Origin of the sequence: Mycobacterium sp., from assembly GCF_004298145.1 — a bacterium.
In the GTDB taxonomy this organism is placed as follows: domain Bacteria; phylum Actinomycetota; class Actinomycetes; order Mycobacteriales; family Mycobacteriaceae; genus Mycobacterium.
Genome location: NZ_SCRH01000007.1, coordinates 112,058 through 129,754, shown reverse-complemented (window position 1 = coordinate 129,754; position 17,697 = coordinate 112,058). Strand labels below are relative to the sequence as shown.

Sequence of the window (17,697 nt, the reverse complement as noted above, 5' to 3'; positions counted from 1 at the left end):
GCCGTCGGAGGTGATGCTGGCGCCCATGATGCGGGCCAAGATGTTGGCCCCGCGGGCCTTGGCGTGTTCCTCGGTTTCGATCACCATCAGCGCGCCGGCCTCGCCGAACACGAAGCCGGTCCGGTCGCGGTCGAACGGGCGACACGCGCCGGCCGGGTCGTCGTTCTTGGTGGACATCACGATCCGCATCTGCGCGAACGCCGCGATCGGCACCGCTTCGATCCTGGTCTCGACGCCGCCGCAGATCGCGATGTCGGCCTCGCCGAAGACGATGTTGCGCCACGCCTGGGCGATGCCCTCGGAACCGGACGCGCACGCCGAGATGGGCGTGATCACGCCGGCCTTGGCGTGGCGTTCCAGACCCACCGCCGCGGCTGCGCCGTTGGGCATGTACTTCTGCACCCCGAGCGGCGAGACCGCCTTCATGCCACGCTGACGCATGTCGTCGTAGCTGAAGACCAACTCCTCCGAGGAACCCAGCCCCGTGCCGATCGACACCAGCAACCGGTCGGAGTCCACCTCGGGTGAGCCTGCGTTCTCCCAGACCCGGCGGCCCAGGATGGTGGACATCCTTTGCAGGTAGCCCGTGCGGCGCAGCTCGATGCGGGTGAGCTGGCTGTCGAACTCCTCTAACAGATGACCGCCGATGCGCACCGGCAGGTCAAACTCCTCGACGAAGGGATCCTCGAGTCTGCGGATACCACTTTGGCTGTCCTGCAACAGCTTCCACGTGGTCTCGGCGTCAGTCGCCAGTGCGGTCGTCATGGCGACACCAGTGACGACCACGTTCGGGAGGGCTTTCCCGGTAACCAGCTCTGTCATGGGTCTTGCGAACGTTCCTTCCGTACTTGTCCGGCTTCTCCTCGGGCCGTTTGCGGCCCGCATCGTCGCCGGACGCCGCTTTAGTAACGCCCGAAGGCGAGTGCCACGTTGTGGCCACCGAAGCCGAATGAGTTGTTGATCGCGTAACGGAAGTCGCCGTAGCGAGGTTCGCCCGCGACAACGTCCAGGTCGATCTCGGGATCGGGGGTTTCGTAATTCAATGTGGGCGGAATGACACCATCGCGCAGGCTCAGCACCGTGAGCACCGACTCCAGCGCCCCAACCGCACCGATCGAGTGCCCCAGCGCAGACTTCGGCGCATACACCGCTGCCTGCTGGCAACCGGCGACCCGAATGGCATTGGCCTCGGCGGTATCACCGATCGGCGTCGCGGTCCCGTGCGCATTGACGTGGTCGATGTCCTTGGGGGACAACCCCGCCAACTCGAGCGACCGCGTCATCGCCCGACCCGCACGCACACCGTCGGCCGCCGGTGCCACCATGTGGAACGCGTCCGACGTGATGCCGGCACCCATCAATCGGGCCAGCGGCTTGGCGCCGCGGGCCTTGGCGTGCTCCTCGGTCTCGATGAGCATCAACGCCCCGGCCTCACCGAACACGAAGCCGTCGCGGTCCTTGTCGAACGGCCGCGATGCCCGCTCGGGCTCATCGTTGCGCGTCGACATGGCCCGCATCATCGAAAACGCCGCGATCGGCAGCGCCTCGATGAGGCCCTCGACACCACCGCACACGGCAACGTCGGCGTCGCCCATGACGATCTGGCGCCAGGCGTGGGCGATCGCTTCCGAGCCCGACGAGCAGGCCGAAACCGGGGTCATCACCCCGGCGCGGGCGCCGAGCTGCAGGCCCACCACGGCAGCGGCGCCGTTGGGCATGATCATCTGCACGGCGAGCGGCGACACCTTGCGGGGGCCGCCCTCGTTCATCAGGTCGTAGGTTTCCACGATCCTCTCGGCGCCACCGAGGCCGGTGCCGACCACGACCGAGAACCGGTCGGGATCGAGCTCCGGGTTGCCGGCGTTCTCCCACAGCTGACCGCTGAGCACCTTGGCCAACCGTTGGACGTACGACATACGTCGCATGTCGAGCCTGCTCATTTGTTCGTCGATGGGCTCCTTGAGGTGTCCACCGATCTTGACGGGCAGGTCCCACTTGGTGACGAATTCGTCTTCGAGGACGCGGATGCCGCTTTCGCCGGCCAACAAGCCCTTCCACGTGCTCTCGACGTCCGGCGCGATCGACGTCGTCGCCGTGACGGCGGTTACCACAACGCTGGGGTAACCGCCGTTAGCAGTGGAGGGCTTACTCACTTGTCCGCTTCCAGCCTTGCCTTGACGTTGGCGACCGCGTCGGGGTTGTCGGTCTCCAGCTTGGCGCGCAGAGCCTCGGCAGCCTCGGGGTTCTCTTCCTCGAGCTTCTGGATGTAGGAGACGACGTCGCCGACGGTACGCAGACCGGCCAGGTCCTCGTCGGGGATCTTGACGCCGTACTTGTCCTCGGTCTGCACGGCGATCTCGACCATCGACAGCGAGTCGATGTCCAGGTCGTCGACGAACGACTTCTCCGGGGTGACCTCGGAGGGCTCGATACCGGTTACCTCTTCGATGATCTCGGCGATACCGGCGATGATTTCTTCCTGGCTGACAGCCACAGCGTGCTTCCCTTCGTAATGTGTTGTGAGTTAGTCGAACTGACGTGTTATGTGGTTGTACTGGGCCTTTGACAAGTCGAGCCGGCTTTAGAGCTCGGCCAAAGCGTCCAGGTCTGCGGGCGACTTGACGGCACGAGCCGTAACTCCCCGAAGTTCTCGTTTGGCGATGCCGGTGAGGGCGCCCGCAGGCGGGAACTCCACGGCCGCAGCCACTTCCAGATCGCGCAGCGTCGCGGTGCACAGGTCCCAGCGCACCGGCTGGGTCAGCTGAGCGACCAGCGCCTCCATCGCCGCCGCAGCCGAGGTGACCGGCTTGCCATCGCGGTTCGACAGCAGTGTGGCGGTGGGCTCGGCCGTCTGGACGGCGGCCGCCGCGGCCGCGTAGCCGTCGAGCGCCGACGCCATGTACCTGGTGTGGAACGCTCCGGCCACACCGAGCGCGCGCACCCGGGCCTTGGCCGGCGGGTCTTCGGCCAGTTTCTCCAAGGCGGCCAGCGATCCGGCGGCGACGATCTGCCCGGCGGCGTTGCGGTTGGCGGGGAACAGGTCGAGCTGCTCGAGACGGGCCAGCACGTCGGCCTCGTCCCCACCGAGCACGGCGGACATGCCGGTCGGCTCGATGGCGCACGCCTTGGCCATTTCGGCGCCGCGGGTGGCGGCCAGCGCGACGGCGTCGTCCGCGGCCATCACGCCGGCGATCGCGTAGGCGGCGATCTCCCCGACGGAGTGGCCGGCGAGGACCTGGCGTTTACCGGCGAGCAAGCCGCGCTTGGTCATCTCCTGGTGAGCCAGGAGCGTGGCGGCGACGACCAGCGGCTGGGTGACCGCGGTGTCGGTGATCTCTTCGGTCGATGCGGTGGTGCCCAGGCGCACCAGGTCGAGGCCACTGGCCTTGGACCACAGCGCCAACTGGTCAGCGGCCCCGGCGAGCTCCAGCCATGGCGAGAGCATCCCCTCGGTCTGCGAACCCTGTCCGGGCGCGAGCAATGCAATCACGTATTTAAGAGAACACTGTGGAAACGGTTTTGGCGGGTGTAACAGATTATGAACCTCGTCTTAGGTTTTTGTGTACACCCTACAAAACGGCCGCGTAAGCTACGGGTTTGATACCGGCCCGCGACCTGTCACCTGGGTCACTATTATGCCGATGGGCCTGTGATAGCCCCTTTGACCGGCAGCGGGACCGCGGGCATGGCGTTGTTCGCGGCGCCAGCGGGGCTACTGGGGTAGTTGAGCTGGCCCACCGTCGCCGCCACTCGCAGCACATATGCATCACGTGGCTGCATCGGATCACGGCCGGTGAAGTCGGTGATCCGCCTGAGTCGGTAGCGCACGGTGTTTGGATGAACGAACAACTTTCTGGCACAGGCTTCAATCGCGCCACCACAATCTAAGTAGGCGTCAAGGGTCTCGATGAGCGTCGGACCCGCGTCGGCCAACGGCGCCATCACGTCGGTGTGCAGCGCCACGATCGCCGACGCATCGCCCATCAGGGCCCGTTCGGGCAGGAGCTCGCGGGCGGGCACGGGACGCGGCGCCCCGCGCCAGCCGCCGACGGCGTTCATGCCGGATATCGCCTCGCTGGCGCTGTGGTAGGCCGCGGTCAGCATGGGCGCCGTGGGTCCGACGACCACCGGGCCATCCGCGAACGCAACCAGCAGATCTCCGAGGAACTTGTCGGTTGGCGACAATTGGCCGGACACGATGGCGACCAGCCAGGTGCCGTGCACATCGGTGAGAGCCGCCCGGCCGTGTTGTGCGGCGATATCGCGGACGCGCTGACTCGCTCGTTCGCTGTCGCCGGGTCCGGTCGACCCGTCGCGCCCGGGGGCCGGCGTACCGACCACCACCGTCGCGGGCGCCGTGGTGTCCCAGTTCAGGGCCGCCGCACGGGACAGCAGCTCCGGGCCGGTGTCGCCGCGGACCACCGCGTCGACCACGCTGGCCTCCATCCGGCTGTCCCAGGTGCCGCGTGCTTCGGCCGCGTCGGCGTACGCCCCGGCGGCGGTAAACGCCAGGTCACGCGTGTACTTCAGAATGCCCACCGTGAGGGCGGTCAGCTGCTCTTCGGAGCGGGCCAGCAGCGGCACGACTTCCTCGAAGATCTCCATGGTGACCCGCACCATGTCGACGCTGTGGCGCAACGCGATCCGGCGCTGCAGCTCCTGGGGCACCAGTTCGAAGGCCTGCGCGGTGTAGCTCACGTTGCTGTGCGGGTCTTGCATCCATTCGACGAAATTCACGACGGTCGTCTGCACCACGAGCGCCACGCTGGCCCGCTGGGATGCTTCCAGCTCGGCGAAGAATGGCAACCGATCCTGCATGGCGGTGACCGCCTCGGTGGCCAGCCGCCCGGAGTACTGCTTGAGCCGCCGCAGCACGGATTCGGGGACCGCATCCAAGTTTTCGAGCGGCGATCGGGGATGCTTCGCGAACGGACCGGCGAAGGGGTTGTCATTCACCCCTAAAACCTACGCGACTTTTCTGGAAGTTCCCAACAAAAGACGCGCGTGGCGCATGGCTCGAATGTGCGGCTGGCCGCGCATTCGGCGCCCAGCGTGCGGCTGGCCGCGCATTCGGCGGGAGAACGTCGCGGGGGCCGCCCACCGGCCCCTTAGGCCACGCCGGGGTCGGACGTCTGCTCCGGTGCGGCCTGCACGTCGTCGATCCGGTACTGGCGGGCGGCAGCGATCGGCACCGAGGGGTCGATTTCGCCGTCGCGAGCCAACGCCTCGAGCACGGCCACCACCTGTGATTCGGCATCGGTGTTGAAGTACCGCCGCGCCGCGGGCCGAGTGTCGGAGAAGCCGAACCCGTCGGTGCCCAGGGTGACGTAGGTGCCCGGCACCCACGGCCGGATCTGCTCGGGAACGGCACGCATCCAGTCCGAGACGGCCACCACCGGGCCGCTGGCGTTCGACAGGGCCTGGGTGACGTACGGGACGCCGGCCGGCCGGTCCGGATGGCGCAGCCTCGCCCTGTCCACGGCGACGCCGTCGCGGTTCAATTCGCCCCAACTGGTCACCGACCACACATCGGCGGCGACATCCCATTCCGCGGCCAGCATCTGCGCGGCGTTCAGCGCCGCCGGCATCGCCACCCCCGAAGCCAGAATCTGCGCCTTGTTGGCGCGCTGCTCGGTGGCGGCGTGGTAGCGGTAGAGGCCCCGCAACACGCCCTCGGGATCGAAGTTGTCCGGCTCGGGGGGCTGCACGTACGGCTCGTTGTAAATGGTGATGTAGAAGAACACGTTCTCGGGGTTCTCCCCGAACATCCGGGCCAGCCCGCTCTCCACGATGTAGGCGATCTCGAAGGCGAACGCCGGGTCGTAGGCGACCGCCGCCGGGTTGGTGCTGGCCAGCAGCAACGAATGCCCGTCGGCGTGCTGCAGGCCCTCGCCGGTCAGCGTGGTGCGTCCCGCGGTGGCTCCGAGCAAGAACCCGCGCGTCATCTGGTCGCCGGCCGCCCACAGGCCGTCACCGGTGCGCTGGAAGCCGAACATCGAATAGAAGATGTAGATCGGGATCATCGGCTCGTCATGCGTCGCATACGAGGTGCCGGCCGCGATGAACGAACACACCGACCCGGCCTCGTTGATGCCCTCGTGCAGGATGTGGCCGACTTCGCTTTCCTTGTAGGCCAGCATCAGATCGGCATCCACGGCGGTGTACAGCTGGCCGTTGCGGTTGTAGATCTTCAGCGACGGGAACCACGAGTCCATGCCGAAGGTGCGCGCCTCGTCCGGAATGATCGGCACAATCCTGGGGCCAATTTCCTTGTCCCGCAACACTTCCTTGAAGGTACGCACCGTCGCCATGGTGGTGGCGACCTCCTGGGTTCCCGACCCCTTCTTCAGCGCGGCGTAGATGTCGCGGCCGGGAAGCCGCAACGGCTTGGCCTTTGTCCGGCGCTCGGGCAGGTAGCCGCCGAGGGTGCGCCGGCGATCGTTCATGTACCGGATCTCCGGGGCGTCGGAACCAGGGTGGAAGTAGGGCGGCAGGTAGGGATCCTCTTCCAGCTGGGCATCGTTGATCGGTATCCGCATAGCGTCGCGGAAGTCCTTGAGGTCTTGCAGCGCAAGCTTTTTCATCTGATGCGTGGCGTTGCGGCCCTGGAAGTGGGCGCCCAGCGAGTAACCCTTGATGGTCTTGGCCAAGATCACCGTGGGCTGCCCCTTGTGGTCGACGGCGGCCCGGTAGGCGGCGTAGACCTTGCGGTAGTCGTGGCCGCCGCGCTTGAGATTCCAGATCTCGGAATCGCTCATGTTCGCGACGAGTGCCTTGGTGCGCGGGTCGCGGCCGAAGAAGTGCTGTCGGACATAGCCGCCGTCGTTGGCCTTGTAGGTCTGGTAGTCCCCGTCCGGGGTGACGTTCATCAGGTTGACCAGGGCACCGTCCTTGTCGGCGTGCAGCAGCGCGTCCCACTCGCGGCCCCAGACCACCTTGATGACGTTCCAGCCGGCGCCGCGGAAGAACGATTCGAGTTCCTGAATGATCTTGCCGTTGCCGCGCACCGGGCCGTCGAGGCGCTGCAGGTTGCAGTTGATGACGAACGTCAGGTTGTCCAATCCCTCGAGCGCGCCGACGTGTAGCAGCCCGCGGCTCTCCGGTTCGTCCATCTCGCCGTCGCCCAAGAAGCACCACACGTGCTGGTCGGAGGTGTCCTTGATGCCGCGGTCATGCAGGTAGTGGTTGAACCGGGCCTGATAGATCGCGTTCATCGGGCCCAGGCCCATCGACACCGTGGGGAATTCCCAGAAGTCGGGCATCAGCCGCGGGTGCGGGTAGGACGGCAGCCCGCCGCCGGGGTGGCTGTGCTCCTGGCGGAAGCCGTCGAGTTGATCGGCGGTCAGCCGGCCTTCCAGGAAGGCGCGCGCGTAAATCCCGGGGGAAGCGTGGCCCTGGATGAACAGCTGGTCTCCGCCGCCGGGATGCGATTTGCCGCGGAAGAAGTGGTTGAAGCCGACTTCGTACAGTGCCGCCGACGAGGCATAGGTCGAAATGTGGCCGCCCACACCGACTCCCGGGCGCTGGGCGCGGTGCACCATGATGGCGGCGTTCCATCGGATCCACGCCCGGTAGCGTCGCTCGACGTCCTCGTCGCCGGGAAACCACGGTTCCAGTTCGGTCGGAATGGTGTTGACGTAGTCGGTTGACGTCAGCGCAGGGATGGCGACGCGCTGCTCGCCCGCCCGTTCCAGCAGCCGCAGCATCAAGTAGCGGGCCCGCGACGGGCCGGAGCGCTCCAGCAGGTCGTCGAAGGATTCCAGCCACTCCGACGTCTCTTCGGGATCGATGTCGGGGAGATAGGAAGCCACCCCCTCGCGGATCACCCGGACGCGGTCGGGTTCGGTTGTGTTGTTGGGGTTTGTGGCCAGATCGTGGCGCACGAACTCGGTTGTCAACCCACTACTCCTGTAATCGGCGGGATGTATGCCGTGACGGGTGGTTCGCACCCTCCCCACCATCGTGCCGCACCGGTGTCCCGCGCGGGTACCCGACGTCCGGTAGCGCACGCGGGTTCCCCCGCGGACGCGAACCCGGCGGGTCTGGGGCGGCTGTGCAACCCACCCGGTAACGTCAGACCTGTGCTCATCCGGTGGCGTGCCGTCCCTCAGATGCAGGTGGGGGCTTTCCCCCGGCGAGGCGCTTTGGCCCTTGGCTGTGTCGCCGCGGCGCTGATGGGCATCGTGGGATGCACCTCCGTCACCAACGGAACGGCCACACCCGACACCAAGGTGGCCCCGGCCTACCGGCAGTCGGTGTCCGCGTCGGTGTCCGCCTCGTCGGCGACGTCGAGCGTCCGGGAGTCCCAGCGGCAGCAGTCGCTGACCACCAAGGCGGTGCGCACCGCCTGCGCCACGCTGGTCACCACCAGCAAGAACGCGATCGACAAGACCAACGATTTCGTCAAGGCGTTCAATTCGGGCCACGGCACCGGCGCCACCGAGGGCCCGGCCATCGACGCCCTCAACGACAGCGCCACCACGGTGGCCAACAGCTTCAATGATGCGATGTCGCAGCAGATCAAAGACGCGTTCAACGCTTATGTCGACGCCGCACACTCGGTGGCCAACGCCATCGGCACACACGCGGGGACGTCGGAGTTCAACAAACGAGTCGATCAACTCAACGACACCAAAAAGAAGGCGATTCAACTCTGCCTGGCAACGTAATGAGGCGGAAGTGTGAACGGGGTTCGCGCTGTGCGACGATAATCGGCGAATCGCACATCGCGAGGATGTTGAAGGAGGCTTCACGGTGGTCGCGGCGGATGACGCCCCGAGCTACGCTCGCAAACTGGGCATCCAACGGGACCAAGTTGTCCAGGAGTGGGGCTGGGACGAAGACACCGACGATGAGATCCGCGGTGCGGTCGAGGAAGCCTGCGGCAGCGAGCTACTCGACGAAGACACCGACGAGGTAGTCGACGTCGTGTTGCTCTGGTGGCGGGACGGCGACGGCGACCTGGTGGACACGCTGATGGACGCGATCGGCCCGCTGGCCGAAGACGGCGTGATCTGGGTGCTGACCCCCAAGACCGGCAAGCCGGGACACGTGCTGCCGGCCGAGATCGCCGAGGCGGCTCCCACCGCCGGCCTGATGCCGACCTCGTCGGTCAACCTGGGGGACTGGAGCGCCAGTCGGTTGGTGCAGCCCAAGTCCCGGGCCGGGAAGCGTTGATGCTGTCGGTCGGTACCGCCGCCCCGGACTTCACTCTGCGCGACCAGAATCAACAGCGCGTCACGCTGAGCTCCTACCGCGGCGCCAAGAACGTCCTGCTGGTGTTCTTCCCGCTGGCGTTCACCGGGATCTGCCAGGGCGAGCTGGACCAGCTGCGCGACCACCTGCCCGACTTCGAGAACGACGACAGCGCGGCCCTGGCCATTTCGGTGGGACCGCCGCCCACGCACCGGGTCTGGTCGCTGGACAGCGGCTTCACCTTCCCGGTGTTGTCGGATTTCTGGCCGCACGGCGCGGTCAGCCAGAGCTACGGCGTGTTCAACGACGACGCCGGCTACTCCAATCGCGGGACGTTCGTCGTCGACCGGTCGGGGATCATTCGATTCGCCGAGATGAAACAGCCCGGCGAGTCCCGCGATCAGCGGCTGTGGACCGACGCCCTGGAGGCCTTGAGAGCCTGAGAGTTTGGGCTCCCCGCGGTCGGGCGTGTAGCCTGCGGCGGGCATAAGGGCGCGTAGCTCAGTGGTAGAGCTCTGGTTTTACACACCAGCGGTCGGCGGTTCGATACCGTCCGCGCCCACCAAGCGTTAACGCGGGTCACCACTCGGTCGTGCGTGCGGTGCCTGGCGTTGTCACATGGCGTGAAACCTCTGCCCGCCACCCGTGTCAGGGAAGAATCCCGTGCGGCGTGCGAAGGCCCCCACATTATACGCGTTCGATTTTTCTAAGTACGGGTTTCGCAAATCATCGCGACGCTGATCCTTTATCGGGTTGATAGCATTTTCGCGCGGTACCGCCAGCCGATTGATGATTCTTTGTCAAGGGATTGCCCGCATATCGAATTGTGTTTTCGCTGACAGGATTACAGCTAACGCGCAGCAAGGACTCAGGGTATGTCTATATCCCATGTCGGACCCATGGCGGTAGAATATAGCTATGCCGTTTTCCAGCGGTGAAACATTTGCTGGACACGCTATTCTGCGGCTGCCAGAATATAGGGGAATCGGCAGGGTCCACGCCCGCCAACACTCCGGGTTTTTCCGCCGCGAAGCGCGCCCTCGGAATAGTCTGCTGACCAAACTCGGCGATGGTTACTCTGCAATCCTTGCGCGGAACTGCGGAATGGCGCATAGCACGGGCTACGCCAGGACGCTTACCGCCGCCGCGCGGCCAGCGCGCGCGCACAAGACCGCTTCCACACCGCGTCCGCCAGCCGCATCCCCAACCCCGGCGCCACCTCGACAAGCGTGCAAGCCGCCTTACCGCCCACAGCTTCCCCGCGCACCGGCTCGACATGGGCTCCAGCACCGCCGCCGTTGTCCCCAGCTCGTGCGTCCGGTCAGGTCGCGCTAGCCCCGCAGCCACCCACACGTTTGGTGTGGATCACCACCGATCACCACCCCAAGCCCGTCAGCCGACGAGCCCTGAAGAACGGAAATACTGCCATGTTTACCGGCACCACCAGGTTCACCAGCAGCACCGGCCACGCCGGTGCGCTGGTTACTGCCACCCTGGTGCTGGCCGGCGCTTCGATTCTGTGCGCCGGCGCAGCAGGGGCCAACTCAAGCCAAGACGACCAGTTTCTGGCACTGCTCGATAGTGAGGGCATACCTGCCCTCGAGGGCGTACCGAACCTCATAGACACAGCCCATAAGATCTGTCGCGCACTGGATGCCGGCTTTTCGGCGGATACCGTCGTGGACGCGATGGTGCAGAATGCGTACGAACAAGACCCGGCCGAGCGCGACTACGCCCCCGGTCGTCTGGCGCGCACCGAGGCCAAATTCATCACCGCGGCAGTGGGAGCCTACTGCCCGTACGACCGCGGCAAGTTGGCTTCCATAACCGCTAATCCCGCGGCGGACTGGAAGGCGCCGCCGCACCAGGGGGCCGTATTCGCGCACGACGCGGTCAACTCGGCGGCGGGCCGCTTCAGTGGCGAACCCGCGTATCGCACAGTGCCCGGCTCGCGGATTGACGTGGTTCCCGCCGGAGACATTGCCCAGCCGAAACCGCCGGAGATTCCGGCACCGCCACCGGTCGCGCATCTCCGCACGCCCCCCGAACCGATCGCTACGCCGCCTCGACCGCGGCAGTCGGCGCCTCGACCGCAGCAGCCGGCGCCCCGACCCCAGCAGCCGGCGCCGCCACCGGCGGAACTGCCGGCGCCACCGCCGGAACTGCCGCCTCCACCGCCGCCCCCGCCACCGCCGGCGCCACCCATGTCGCCTGGCTTTGTCAGGCTCGCACCGTGAGACCCTGCCGTTGACTGCCTCGCGACGGTCCGAGCGCTAGTCGGCAGGGCCTGAGATCCAGGACCGGGCGCCGGCGAGCACCGCAGCGTGCACGGCCCGTGCGATCCGGGCGCCGAACACCGATCGCGGTCCGCCGTACGGCTCGGCGGTCCCGTCCGTCGGGCAGTGCACGACGATCGCGTCCGAGGCGGTCCCGGTGGCGCGCACCCCGGCCTCGTGCAACGCCTGCACCTTCGCCTCGGTGGCGGTGGCCACGGCGTTGACCAGGGCCGCCGCCGACAGCCGCACCGGCACCGCGACCACGACGTTGATCGTCCCGACCCGGTACTCGTCGCCGTCGGTGAGCGCTCGGTACTCAACGATCTCGTGGTCGGCGAACGCGGTGGTGCGGGGCCCGGCCGGCACCTCCCGGCGGAAGTGCCGGTCCGGTGCCGCCGCCCAGGCCGGGCTGGACAGCCCGACGGTCGCGGTGGCGTGCGCGCCGCCGTCCGCGGCGAGGTGGTGGCGCGTCACGTTGACCGCGGTCAGCAATCCGCAGCCGCTGCCGGCGAGCCCGAGCGCGGCAGCGATCTCGGTCAGGTGGCGGTCCGGGTCGGTCCGGTCGTAATCGAGGGGGACCGTCGCGTTGACCAACCAGTCCCGGGCGCCGACGCCGCCGCCGAGCGGGCCCGACGAGATGCACAGTCGGGGCTCGCCGAATCGCCAGACGAGTACCGGGACCGACCGGGTCTGTTCCACCCGCGCGGTCAACCTGGGATCCATGGCCTCATCCTCGCGTGCCGCCGCGCACCGGGTGCGCCGGGGCGCGCGGCGAGGTTCTGTGGCCTGCCCGTGTTGAATCATGGTCATGAGCCAACCAGGACCCCTGAACATGCCTCTTGAAGAGGCGATGCGGACCCAGCGCGCGATCCGTCGCCTCAAGCCCGACCCCGTCGACGATTCGCTCGTCCTGCATCTTCTCGAACTGGCGATGAAGGCGCCGACCGGTTCCAACGCGCAGAACTGGGAGTTCATCGTCGTCAAGGACCGCAAGGTGGTCGCGAAGCTCGGCCGCTTGAACCGCAGAGCCATGAACGCCTTCGGGCCCATCTACACGCGGACCCTTCAGCGGCGCGGGGACGACAAGATGCTGCGGGTGTTGAAAGCCGTGCGATGGCAGGCGGACCACTTCGACGACATCCCCGTGGTCGTGGTGGCATGCCTGAAGGGCGTCGTTTGGCCGTGGCCCCCGATAGGTGCGAGCAGTGCCTACGGTTCCATCTATCCCGCGATACAGAACCTATTGCTGGCGGCACGCGCCGCGGGGTTGGGTGCGGCGTTGATCACCATGCCGCTATGGAGCACGTTATTGGCCAGGCGCGCTTTGGGTTTGCCGCGCAGTGTGACCCCGTGCGCGGTGGTTCCCCTGGGCTGGCCGATCGGCAAATACGGTCCCACCACGCGTCGGCCGGTCGGAGAACTCGTTTCGCTGGACCGGTACGGCAACCGGGCGTTTCTGTAGCCGCCGCTGGTGTGCCAGGGGGAGCCCCCCGAACGGTCTGGCGGGGGAGGCGGCACTATGAACCCGTGCAACCGTTCCGCATCGACGTTTCCGACGAGATTCTCGACGATCTGCGAGCGCGGCTGGCCCGAACCCGTTGGCCCGAGGCCGAATGCGTGGACGACTGGAGCCAGGGCATGCCGTTGGCATACACCCGCGAACTGGCCGACTATTGGGCCAACGACTACGACTGGCGATCACGGGAGGCCGCGCTCAATCGATTCGACCAGTTCATCACCGAGATCGACGGGCTCGACATCCATTTCATCCACCAACGCTCGCCGCACGCCGAGGCCTTCCCACTGGTGATCACCCACGGCTGGCCGGGCTCGATCGTCGAGTTCCACAAGGTGATCGAGCCGTTGACCAACCCCGCGTCCGGACGCGCCGAGGACGCCTTCCACGTCGTCTGTCCGTCGCTGCCGGGCTATGGGTTCTCCGGGAAACCCACCGGCGCGGGGTGGGGCGTGGAAAAGATCGCCGAGGCATGGGAAACGCTGATGCTGCGCCTCGGCTACGCCCGCTACGGCGCCCAGGGCGGCGACTGGGGAGCCGCGGTCACCACCCAGATCGGTCGCAATCGGGGCCATTGCGCGGCCATTCACCTGAACATGCCGGTCGGCAGACCCACCAAGGAAGCGCTGACGAATCCCACCGAGGAGGAGCGGCAAGCGTTGGCCGGGTTGGCCAATCACCGCAAATGGGGCACCGGTTATTCCAAGCAGCAGTCCACCCGGCCGCAAACACTGGGCTACGGATTGGCCGATTCGCCGGTGGGTCAGCTGGCGTGGATCGTCGAAAAGTTCTGGGACTGGGCGGATTGCGACGGCCACCCCGAGAATGCGGTGAGCCGCGACGAGCTGCTCGACAACGTGATGCTCTACTGGGTGACCAACACCGCCGCGTCGTCGGCGCGCCTGTACTGGGAGAGCTTCGCGGTCTGGGGCGGGGGCGATCGCGTCGAATTACCTACGGGCGTCGCGGCTTTCCCCGGCGAACTGCTGAAGGCGCCACGCAGCTGGTGTGAGCCGGCCTACAACGTCACCCACTGGACGGACATGCCACGCGGGGGGCATTTCGCGGCGTTCGAAGAACCGGAGCTGTTCGTCGAGGATCTCCGCGCGTTCTTCGCGACGGTGCGCTGAGCGGATCAACCGAGCGGGGCGAAGAACTCCAGCGCGATGCCGTCGGGGTCGCGGAAACTCAGTCCCGAGCCGTAGGGCGCGTCCACGATGCCGCCGTGGCCGATGCCCAGTTCGTCCAGCCGGGTGACCCAGCTCTCCAGTTCGGCGCGGCCGGCGCAGCCGAAGCCGATGTGGTCCAGACCCACCCGTAGCTCGTCGAATTCCTCGTCGGGGGCCCGACGATCGTGCTGATGAATCCCGAAGATGGTGCCGCCGTCGAGCATCCACACCTGATGCCGGAAGCCGGCGTCGGTGTGCTCGTCGAGGATCGGGTCGGCGCCGAGCAGGTTGCGATACCACGGGCCGCTGACCTGGATGTCACGCACCGTGACCGCGACGTGGTTGAGTGCTGGAAAGGCCATGGCGTTGACTCTAGCCCCTGGGCGGCCCGGCGGTCCCGGCTTGCGCAAGATCGGTTGTCCCACAAGGAGATTCGATAACCGGACAGGCCCATCGGGGATCAATCGACCGGCCGGCCCGGCGGGAACAGTCGCCGCCCGAAGCGGCGCTGCTGACCGGGGGCCGCGGCGGGCGTCCGGTGTGAGACGCTGCCGAGGTGTTTGCGACGCACACCCGAGCGGCCGGCGTGCTGATCGGCTACCTGGCCGACCGCGCACTGGGTGACCCGCGGCGGGGTCATCCGGTCGCGGCGTTCGGTCAAGCCGCCGCCGCGCTGGAGGGCCTGACCTACCGCAATACCAGGATGGCCGGCGCGGTTCACGTCGGCGTGCTGATCGGGTCGTTGGGCTTGCTCGGCTTGGCGGTGCGACGAGTCGCCGATCGTGGCCGGCTGTGCTCGATCGCGGCGACCGGCGCGGCCACCTGGGTCTCGCTGGGGGGAACGTCGTTGGCGCGCACCGGCCTGGCCATGTCAGAGCTGCTCGAGCGCGGTGACCTCGAGGCCGCACGCGGGCTGCTGCCGTCGCTGTGCGGGCGCGATCCCGCGCCGCTGGACGTCGCGGGCCTGGCCCGGGCGGCGCTGGAATCGGTCGCCGAGAACACCTCCGACGCCCAAGTGGCGCCGCTGCTGTACGCGGCGGCCGGCGGGGTGCCCGCGGTGTTGGCCTATCGCGGCATCAACACCCTGGACTCGATGGTCGGCTACCGCTCGCCGCGCTATCTCCGATTCGGCTGGACCGCAGCGAAATTGGATGACGTCGCCAACTACCTCGCCGCGCGGGTGACCGCGTCGCTGACGGTCGCGCTGGCGCCCCTGGTCGGCGGCTCACCGTCCGGCGCGGTGCGTGCCTGGCGCCGCGATGCCGGCCGTCATCCCAGCCCCAACGCCGGCGTCGTCGAGGCGGCGTTCGCCGGGGCGCTGGGCGTGCGCCTGGGCGGGCCCACCCAATACCGCCACGAGCTGCAGATCCGGCCCACGCTCGGCGACGGCCGGGAGCCCGCGGTGCCCGACCTGCGCCGCGCGGTCACGCTGTCGTCGCTGGTGCAAGCCGGTGCCGCGGTAGCGGCCGGGCTGTTGTCGGGTTACCGGCGGCGACCGTAACGGTCGGCGAGTTTGGCCTCCACGGTCTGCGGCGCTTCTGGTGCGGATGTCGTCTCGGCGGTGGGGAAGGGCCGCTGCTGTTTTTCCTGGCGGCGGGCGCGGACCTCGGAGTACGCGAAGTAGCCCAGCCCGATCGGGGCGAGAATGCCGAACGCGATCCACTGGATGCCGTAGGACAGGAACGGCCCGGCGTCGAGCTGCGGCACGGCCACCACCCCGAGCCCCCCGGGCTGACCGTCGACCAACTGCAAATAAGACCCGGCGAGCGGGACCTTGGTCAGCACCGCGATCTGTTCGGGGTCGATCGAATACACCTGCTGCACACCGTCTCCCACGAACGGATCCTTGCCCGCGGCGGCGGGCTCGGAATTGCGCAGCCGTGCCGTGATGGTCACCGTCTCCGCGGGCGGTCGGGGGATCGGCGGAACACGGGACCCCTCCAAGGGCCGCACGTAGCCGCGGTCGACCAACACGGTGGGTCCGCCGTCGACGACGAAGGGCGCCAGCACCTCGAACGCCGGCTTCGCGTCGACCACCCGCAACCGGGCCAGCAGCTGGACGTCGGGCAGGTAATGCCCGGTCGCGGTGACCTGGCGCCACTGATCCGCGGGGGCCGCCGAGTTCTGCTGTGGCAGCAGGGTTTTCACCGGGACGGGCGGGGTGGTCAGCGAGTGCTCGATCTGGTGGTTCTCGTGCGAGGTCCTGTTGTGCTTCCCCAGCTGCCAGGGCGCGAGCACCGTGAAGCACAGATACGCGAACGCGATCGCCACCAGTGCCAGCGCGATCCAGCCCGGACGCAGCACACACGCCAAGCCCCGCGCCAATTTGCGCATCACGGCGATCCGTTCCGCGCGAGTCGTTCATCGACCCAGCCATGCAGGCCGGGCAGCGAAGCCTCGATGACGGTGTAAACGCGTTCGAAGTCGCCCGCGTCGCCGTAGTAGGGATCGTCGACGTCGGGGGTGTGCGCGCCGCTGCGCGGATCGAAAGACCGCAGCATCCGGACGCGGTCCTCGTCGGCTCCCAGGTGCCGAAGCATCCGGGCGTGGTTGCGATCCAGGGCCACCACCAGATCGGCCGCCAGATGGTCGGCGTCGACCTGGGCGGCGCGGTGGTCGCTCGGGTAGCCGTGGGCGCGCAGCACGCCGGCGGCCCGCTCGTCGGCGCACTCGCCGACGTGCCAGTTGCCGGTGCCGGCGCTGCTCACCCGCACCGAGTCCGCCAGACCCCGGCGGCGCAGTTGGTCGGCGAACATCTTCTCGGCCATCACCGACCGGCAGATGTTGCCCGTGCACACGAACGTGACGTGCAGCGGCTCGCGCTCAGACACCCAAGGCCCTCCGCAGCTCGTCGATGGTCGCGGCGTGTGTGACGCCGTCGGCCCCGGTGGCCGTGCGCCCGGCTCCCAGGTCGGGGAAGTCGGCCTTGCCGTAACCCCAGCCGACCACCACGGTGTCGATGCCGTGTGCGGCCGCGCCGTGCACGTCGTGGCTGCGATCACCGACCATCAACACCCGCTCGGGCAGCGGCTTCAGCTGCGAAAGCGCATGGGCCAGCACCTCGACCTTGCCTTTGCGGGAACCGTCGGGGCTCGCCCCGGCGATGACCTCGAAATGCTGGTCGAGCCCGAAATGGGCGAGGATGCGCCGCGCGGTCGGTTCCAGCTTGGAGGTGGCGACCGCCAGCCGGACACCGGCGGCGCGCAGATCGACGAGCAGCGCCTCGATCCCGTCGAAGAGCGCGTTCATCGCCCAGCCCCGGGCGCCGTACTCCGCGCGGAACACCGTGATCGCCTCCTCGGCCTCGTCGCCGAGCTCCATGGACCGGAACGTGTCGTCCATCGGCGGGCCCACGATCTGGGCGACGAGGTCGCCGGGGGGCACCGGGGCGCCGATGTGGTCGAGCGCATGCAGGAAGCTCGCCACGATGCCCTCAGCGGAGTCGGTCAGCGTGCCGTCGAGATCGAAGATCACCAGCTGCGCCCCGGGAGCGGTGCGGTCAGGGGCCCGGCGATCGGCTGATGTTGTGCCTGTCACCACA

18 protein-coding genes and 1 tRNA gene are annotated in these 17,697 nt (G+C 67.8%); 8 read left to right on the top strand and 11 right to left on the bottom strand.

Translation table 11 applies throughout. The features are described from left to right. The 6 genes from kasB to aceE form a co-directional block, all read right to left on the bottom strand. On the bottom strand, window positions 1-822 hold an 822-nt coding region (gene kasB, locus EPN51_RS03050), incomplete at its 3' end, for a 3-oxoacyl-ACP synthase KasB (protein ID WP_293036256.1). A gap of 80 nt (window positions 823-902) precedes the next feature. Further along, window positions 903-2,153: a 3-oxoacyl-ACP synthase KasA gene (gene kasA / locus EPN51_RS03045; RefSeq protein ID WP_293036254.1), complete on the bottom strand. Its 1,251-nt coding sequence runs from the start codon at window positions 2,151-2,153 to the stop codon at window positions 903-905. Beyond that, window positions 2,150-2,494 (bottom strand): meromycolate extension acyl carrier protein AcpM, encoded by a 345-nt coding sequence (gene acpM, locus EPN51_RS03040; protein ID WP_067252087.1) that lies wholly within the window; start codon window positions 2,492-2,494, stop codon window positions 2,150-2,152. The genes kasA and acpM overlap by 4 nt, the downstream gene beginning before the upstream one ends. A gap of 87 nt (window positions 2,495-2,581) precedes the next feature. Further along, window positions 2,582-3,490, bottom strand: coding sequence for an ACP S-malonyltransferase (locus tag EPN51_RS03035; RefSeq protein ID WP_293036243.1), 909 nt, complete (start codon window positions 3,488-3,490; stop codon window positions 2,582-2,584). Window positions 3,491-3,633: 143 nt separating this feature from the next. Further along, the gene (locus EPN51_RS03030; RefSeq protein WP_293036240.1) at window positions 3,634-4,956 is read right to left on the bottom strand and encodes a PucR family transcriptional regulator; all 1,323 of its coding nucleotides are present in this window, start codon (window positions 4,954-4,956) and stop codon (window positions 3,634-3,636) included. Window positions 4,957-5,108: 152 nt separating this feature from the next. After that, a complete protein-coding gene (gene aceE, locus EPN51_RS03025; RefSeq protein WP_293036237.1) occupies window positions 5,109-7,898 on the bottom strand; it encodes a pyruvate dehydrogenase (acetyl-transferring), homodimeric type in 2,790 nt (929 codons plus the stop codon). Window positions 7,899-8,081: 183 nt separating this feature from the next. On the opposite strand from aceE, the gene EPN51_RS03020 reads away from it, so the two are divergent. From EPN51_RS03020 to EPN51_RS03000, 5 genes are all read left to right on the top strand, one after another. After that, window positions 8,082-8,669, top strand: a complete 588-nt coding sequence (locus EPN51_RS03020) for a hypothetical protein (RefSeq protein WP_293036235.1) — start codon at window positions 8,082-8,084, stop codon at window positions 8,667-8,669. A gap of 85 nt (window positions 8,670-8,754) precedes the next feature. After that, window positions 8,755-9,177 carry a DUF3052 domain-containing protein gene (locus EPN51_RS03015; RefSeq protein WP_293036232.1) on the top strand — a complete coding sequence of 141 codons (423 nt, stop codon included), beginning with the start codon at window positions 8,755-8,757 and terminating at the stop codon, window positions 9,175-9,177. After that, the gene (locus tag EPN51_RS03010; RefSeq protein ID WP_293036229.1) at window positions 9,177-9,638 is read left to right on the top strand and encodes a peroxiredoxin; all 462 of its coding nucleotides are present in this window, start codon (window positions 9,177-9,179) and stop codon (window positions 9,636-9,638) included. Before EPN51_RS03015 ends, EPN51_RS03010 begins: the two co-directional genes overlap by 1 nt. Window positions 9,639-9,685: 47 nt before the next feature. Continuing rightward, window positions 9,686-9,760, top strand: a tRNA-Val gene (locus EPN51_RS03005). Between the two features lie 862 nt (window positions 9,761-10,622). Continuing rightward, window positions 10,623-11,432 carry a DUF732 domain-containing protein gene (locus EPN51_RS03000; RefSeq protein ID WP_293036226.1) on the top strand — a complete coding sequence of 270 codons (810 nt, stop codon included), beginning with the start codon at window positions 10,623-10,625 and terminating at the stop codon, window positions 11,430-11,432. Between the two features lie 36 nt (window positions 11,433-11,468). On the opposite strand, the gene EPN51_RS02995 is transcribed toward EPN51_RS03000, so the two are convergent. Further along, window positions 11,469-12,194 carry an adenosylcobinamide amidohydrolase gene (locus EPN51_RS02995; RefSeq protein WP_293036223.1) on the bottom strand — a complete coding sequence of 242 codons (726 nt, stop codon included), beginning with the start codon at window positions 12,192-12,194 and terminating at the stop codon, window positions 11,469-11,471. Window positions 12,195-12,279: 85 nt separating this feature from the next. Between EPN51_RS02995 and EPN51_RS02990 the strand changes: the two genes are divergently transcribed. Together EPN51_RS02990 and EPN51_RS02985 are read left to right on the top strand one after the other, a co-directional pair. Continuing rightward, window positions 12,280-12,933, top strand: coding sequence for a nitroreductase family protein (locus tag EPN51_RS02990; RefSeq protein WP_293036221.1), 654 nt, complete (start codon window positions 12,280-12,282; stop codon window positions 12,931-12,933). A gap of 65 nt (window positions 12,934-12,998) precedes the next feature. Next, entirely contained in the window at window positions 12,999-14,117 is a 1,119-nt protein-coding gene (locus EPN51_RS02985) for an epoxide hydrolase (RefSeq protein ID WP_293036218.1), read from the top strand. 5 nt (window positions 14,118-14,122) lie between these two features. Here the strand turns inward: EPN51_RS02985 and EPN51_RS02980 are convergent, their stop codons facing one another. After that, complete coding sequence (locus EPN51_RS02980; protein ID WP_293036215.1) at window positions 14,123-14,518, bottom strand: VOC family protein; 396 nt, start codon at window positions 14,516-14,518, stop codon at window positions 14,123-14,125. A gap of 194 nt (window positions 14,519-14,712) precedes the next feature. On the opposite strand from EPN51_RS02980, the gene EPN51_RS02975 reads away from it, so the two are divergent. Continuing rightward, window positions 14,713-15,657 (top strand): cobalamin biosynthesis protein, encoded by a 945-nt coding sequence (locus EPN51_RS02975; protein WP_293036212.1) that lies wholly within the window; start codon window positions 14,713-14,715, stop codon window positions 15,655-15,657. Here EPN51_RS02975 and EPN51_RS02970 read toward each other — a convergent pair. The 3 genes from EPN51_RS02970 to EPN51_RS02960 are packed head-to-tail and all read right to left on the bottom strand — an operon-like array spanning window position 15,639 to window position 17,693. Continuing rightward, window positions 15,639-16,490, bottom strand: coding sequence for an SURF1 family protein (locus EPN51_RS02970; RefSeq protein ID WP_293036209.1), 852 nt, complete (start codon window positions 16,488-16,490; stop codon window positions 15,639-15,641). The genes EPN51_RS02975 and EPN51_RS02970 overlap by 19 nt on opposite strands. Then, a complete protein-coding gene (locus EPN51_RS02965; protein ID WP_293036206.1) occupies window positions 16,490-16,987 on the bottom strand; it encodes a low molecular weight protein-tyrosine-phosphatase in 498 nt (165 codons plus the stop codon). The genes EPN51_RS02970 and EPN51_RS02965 overlap by 1 nt, the downstream gene beginning before the upstream one ends. After that, window positions 16,980-17,693 carry an HAD-IA family hydrolase gene (locus EPN51_RS02960; protein ID WP_293036204.1) on the bottom strand — a complete coding sequence of 238 codons (714 nt, stop codon included), beginning with the start codon at window positions 17,691-17,693 and terminating at the stop codon, window positions 16,980-16,982. The genes EPN51_RS02965 and EPN51_RS02960 overlap by 8 nt, the downstream gene beginning before the upstream one ends. Window positions 17,694-17,697 lie beyond the last annotated feature (4 nt).

Excerpts from the sequence above, each read along its gene's own strand:
- EPN51_RS02990 (WP_293036221.1), top strand. The coding sequence starts at position 12,280 with ATGAGCCAACCAGGACCCCTGAACATGCCTCTTGAAGAGGCGATGCGG.
- EPN51_RS02980 (WP_293036215.1), bottom strand. The coding sequence starts at position 14,518 with ATGGCCTTTCCAGCACTCAACCACGTCGCGGTCACGGTGCGTGACATC.
- EPN51_RS02970 (WP_293036209.1), bottom strand. The coding sequence starts at position 16,490 with ATGCGCAAATTGGCGCGGGGCTTGGCGTGTGTGCTGCGTCCGGGCTGG.
- EPN51_RS02995 (WP_293036223.1), bottom strand. The coding sequence starts at position 12,194 with ATGGATCCCAGGTTGACCGCGCGGGTGGAACAGACCCGGTCGGTCCCG.
- EPN51_RS03010 (WP_293036229.1), top strand. The coding sequence starts at position 9,177 with ATGCTGTCGGTCGGTACCGCCGCCCCGGACTTCACTCTGCGCGACCAG.
- EPN51_RS03000 (WP_293036226.1), top strand. The coding sequence starts at position 10,623 with ATGTTTACCGGCACCACCAGGTTCACCAGCAGCACCGGCCACGCCGGT.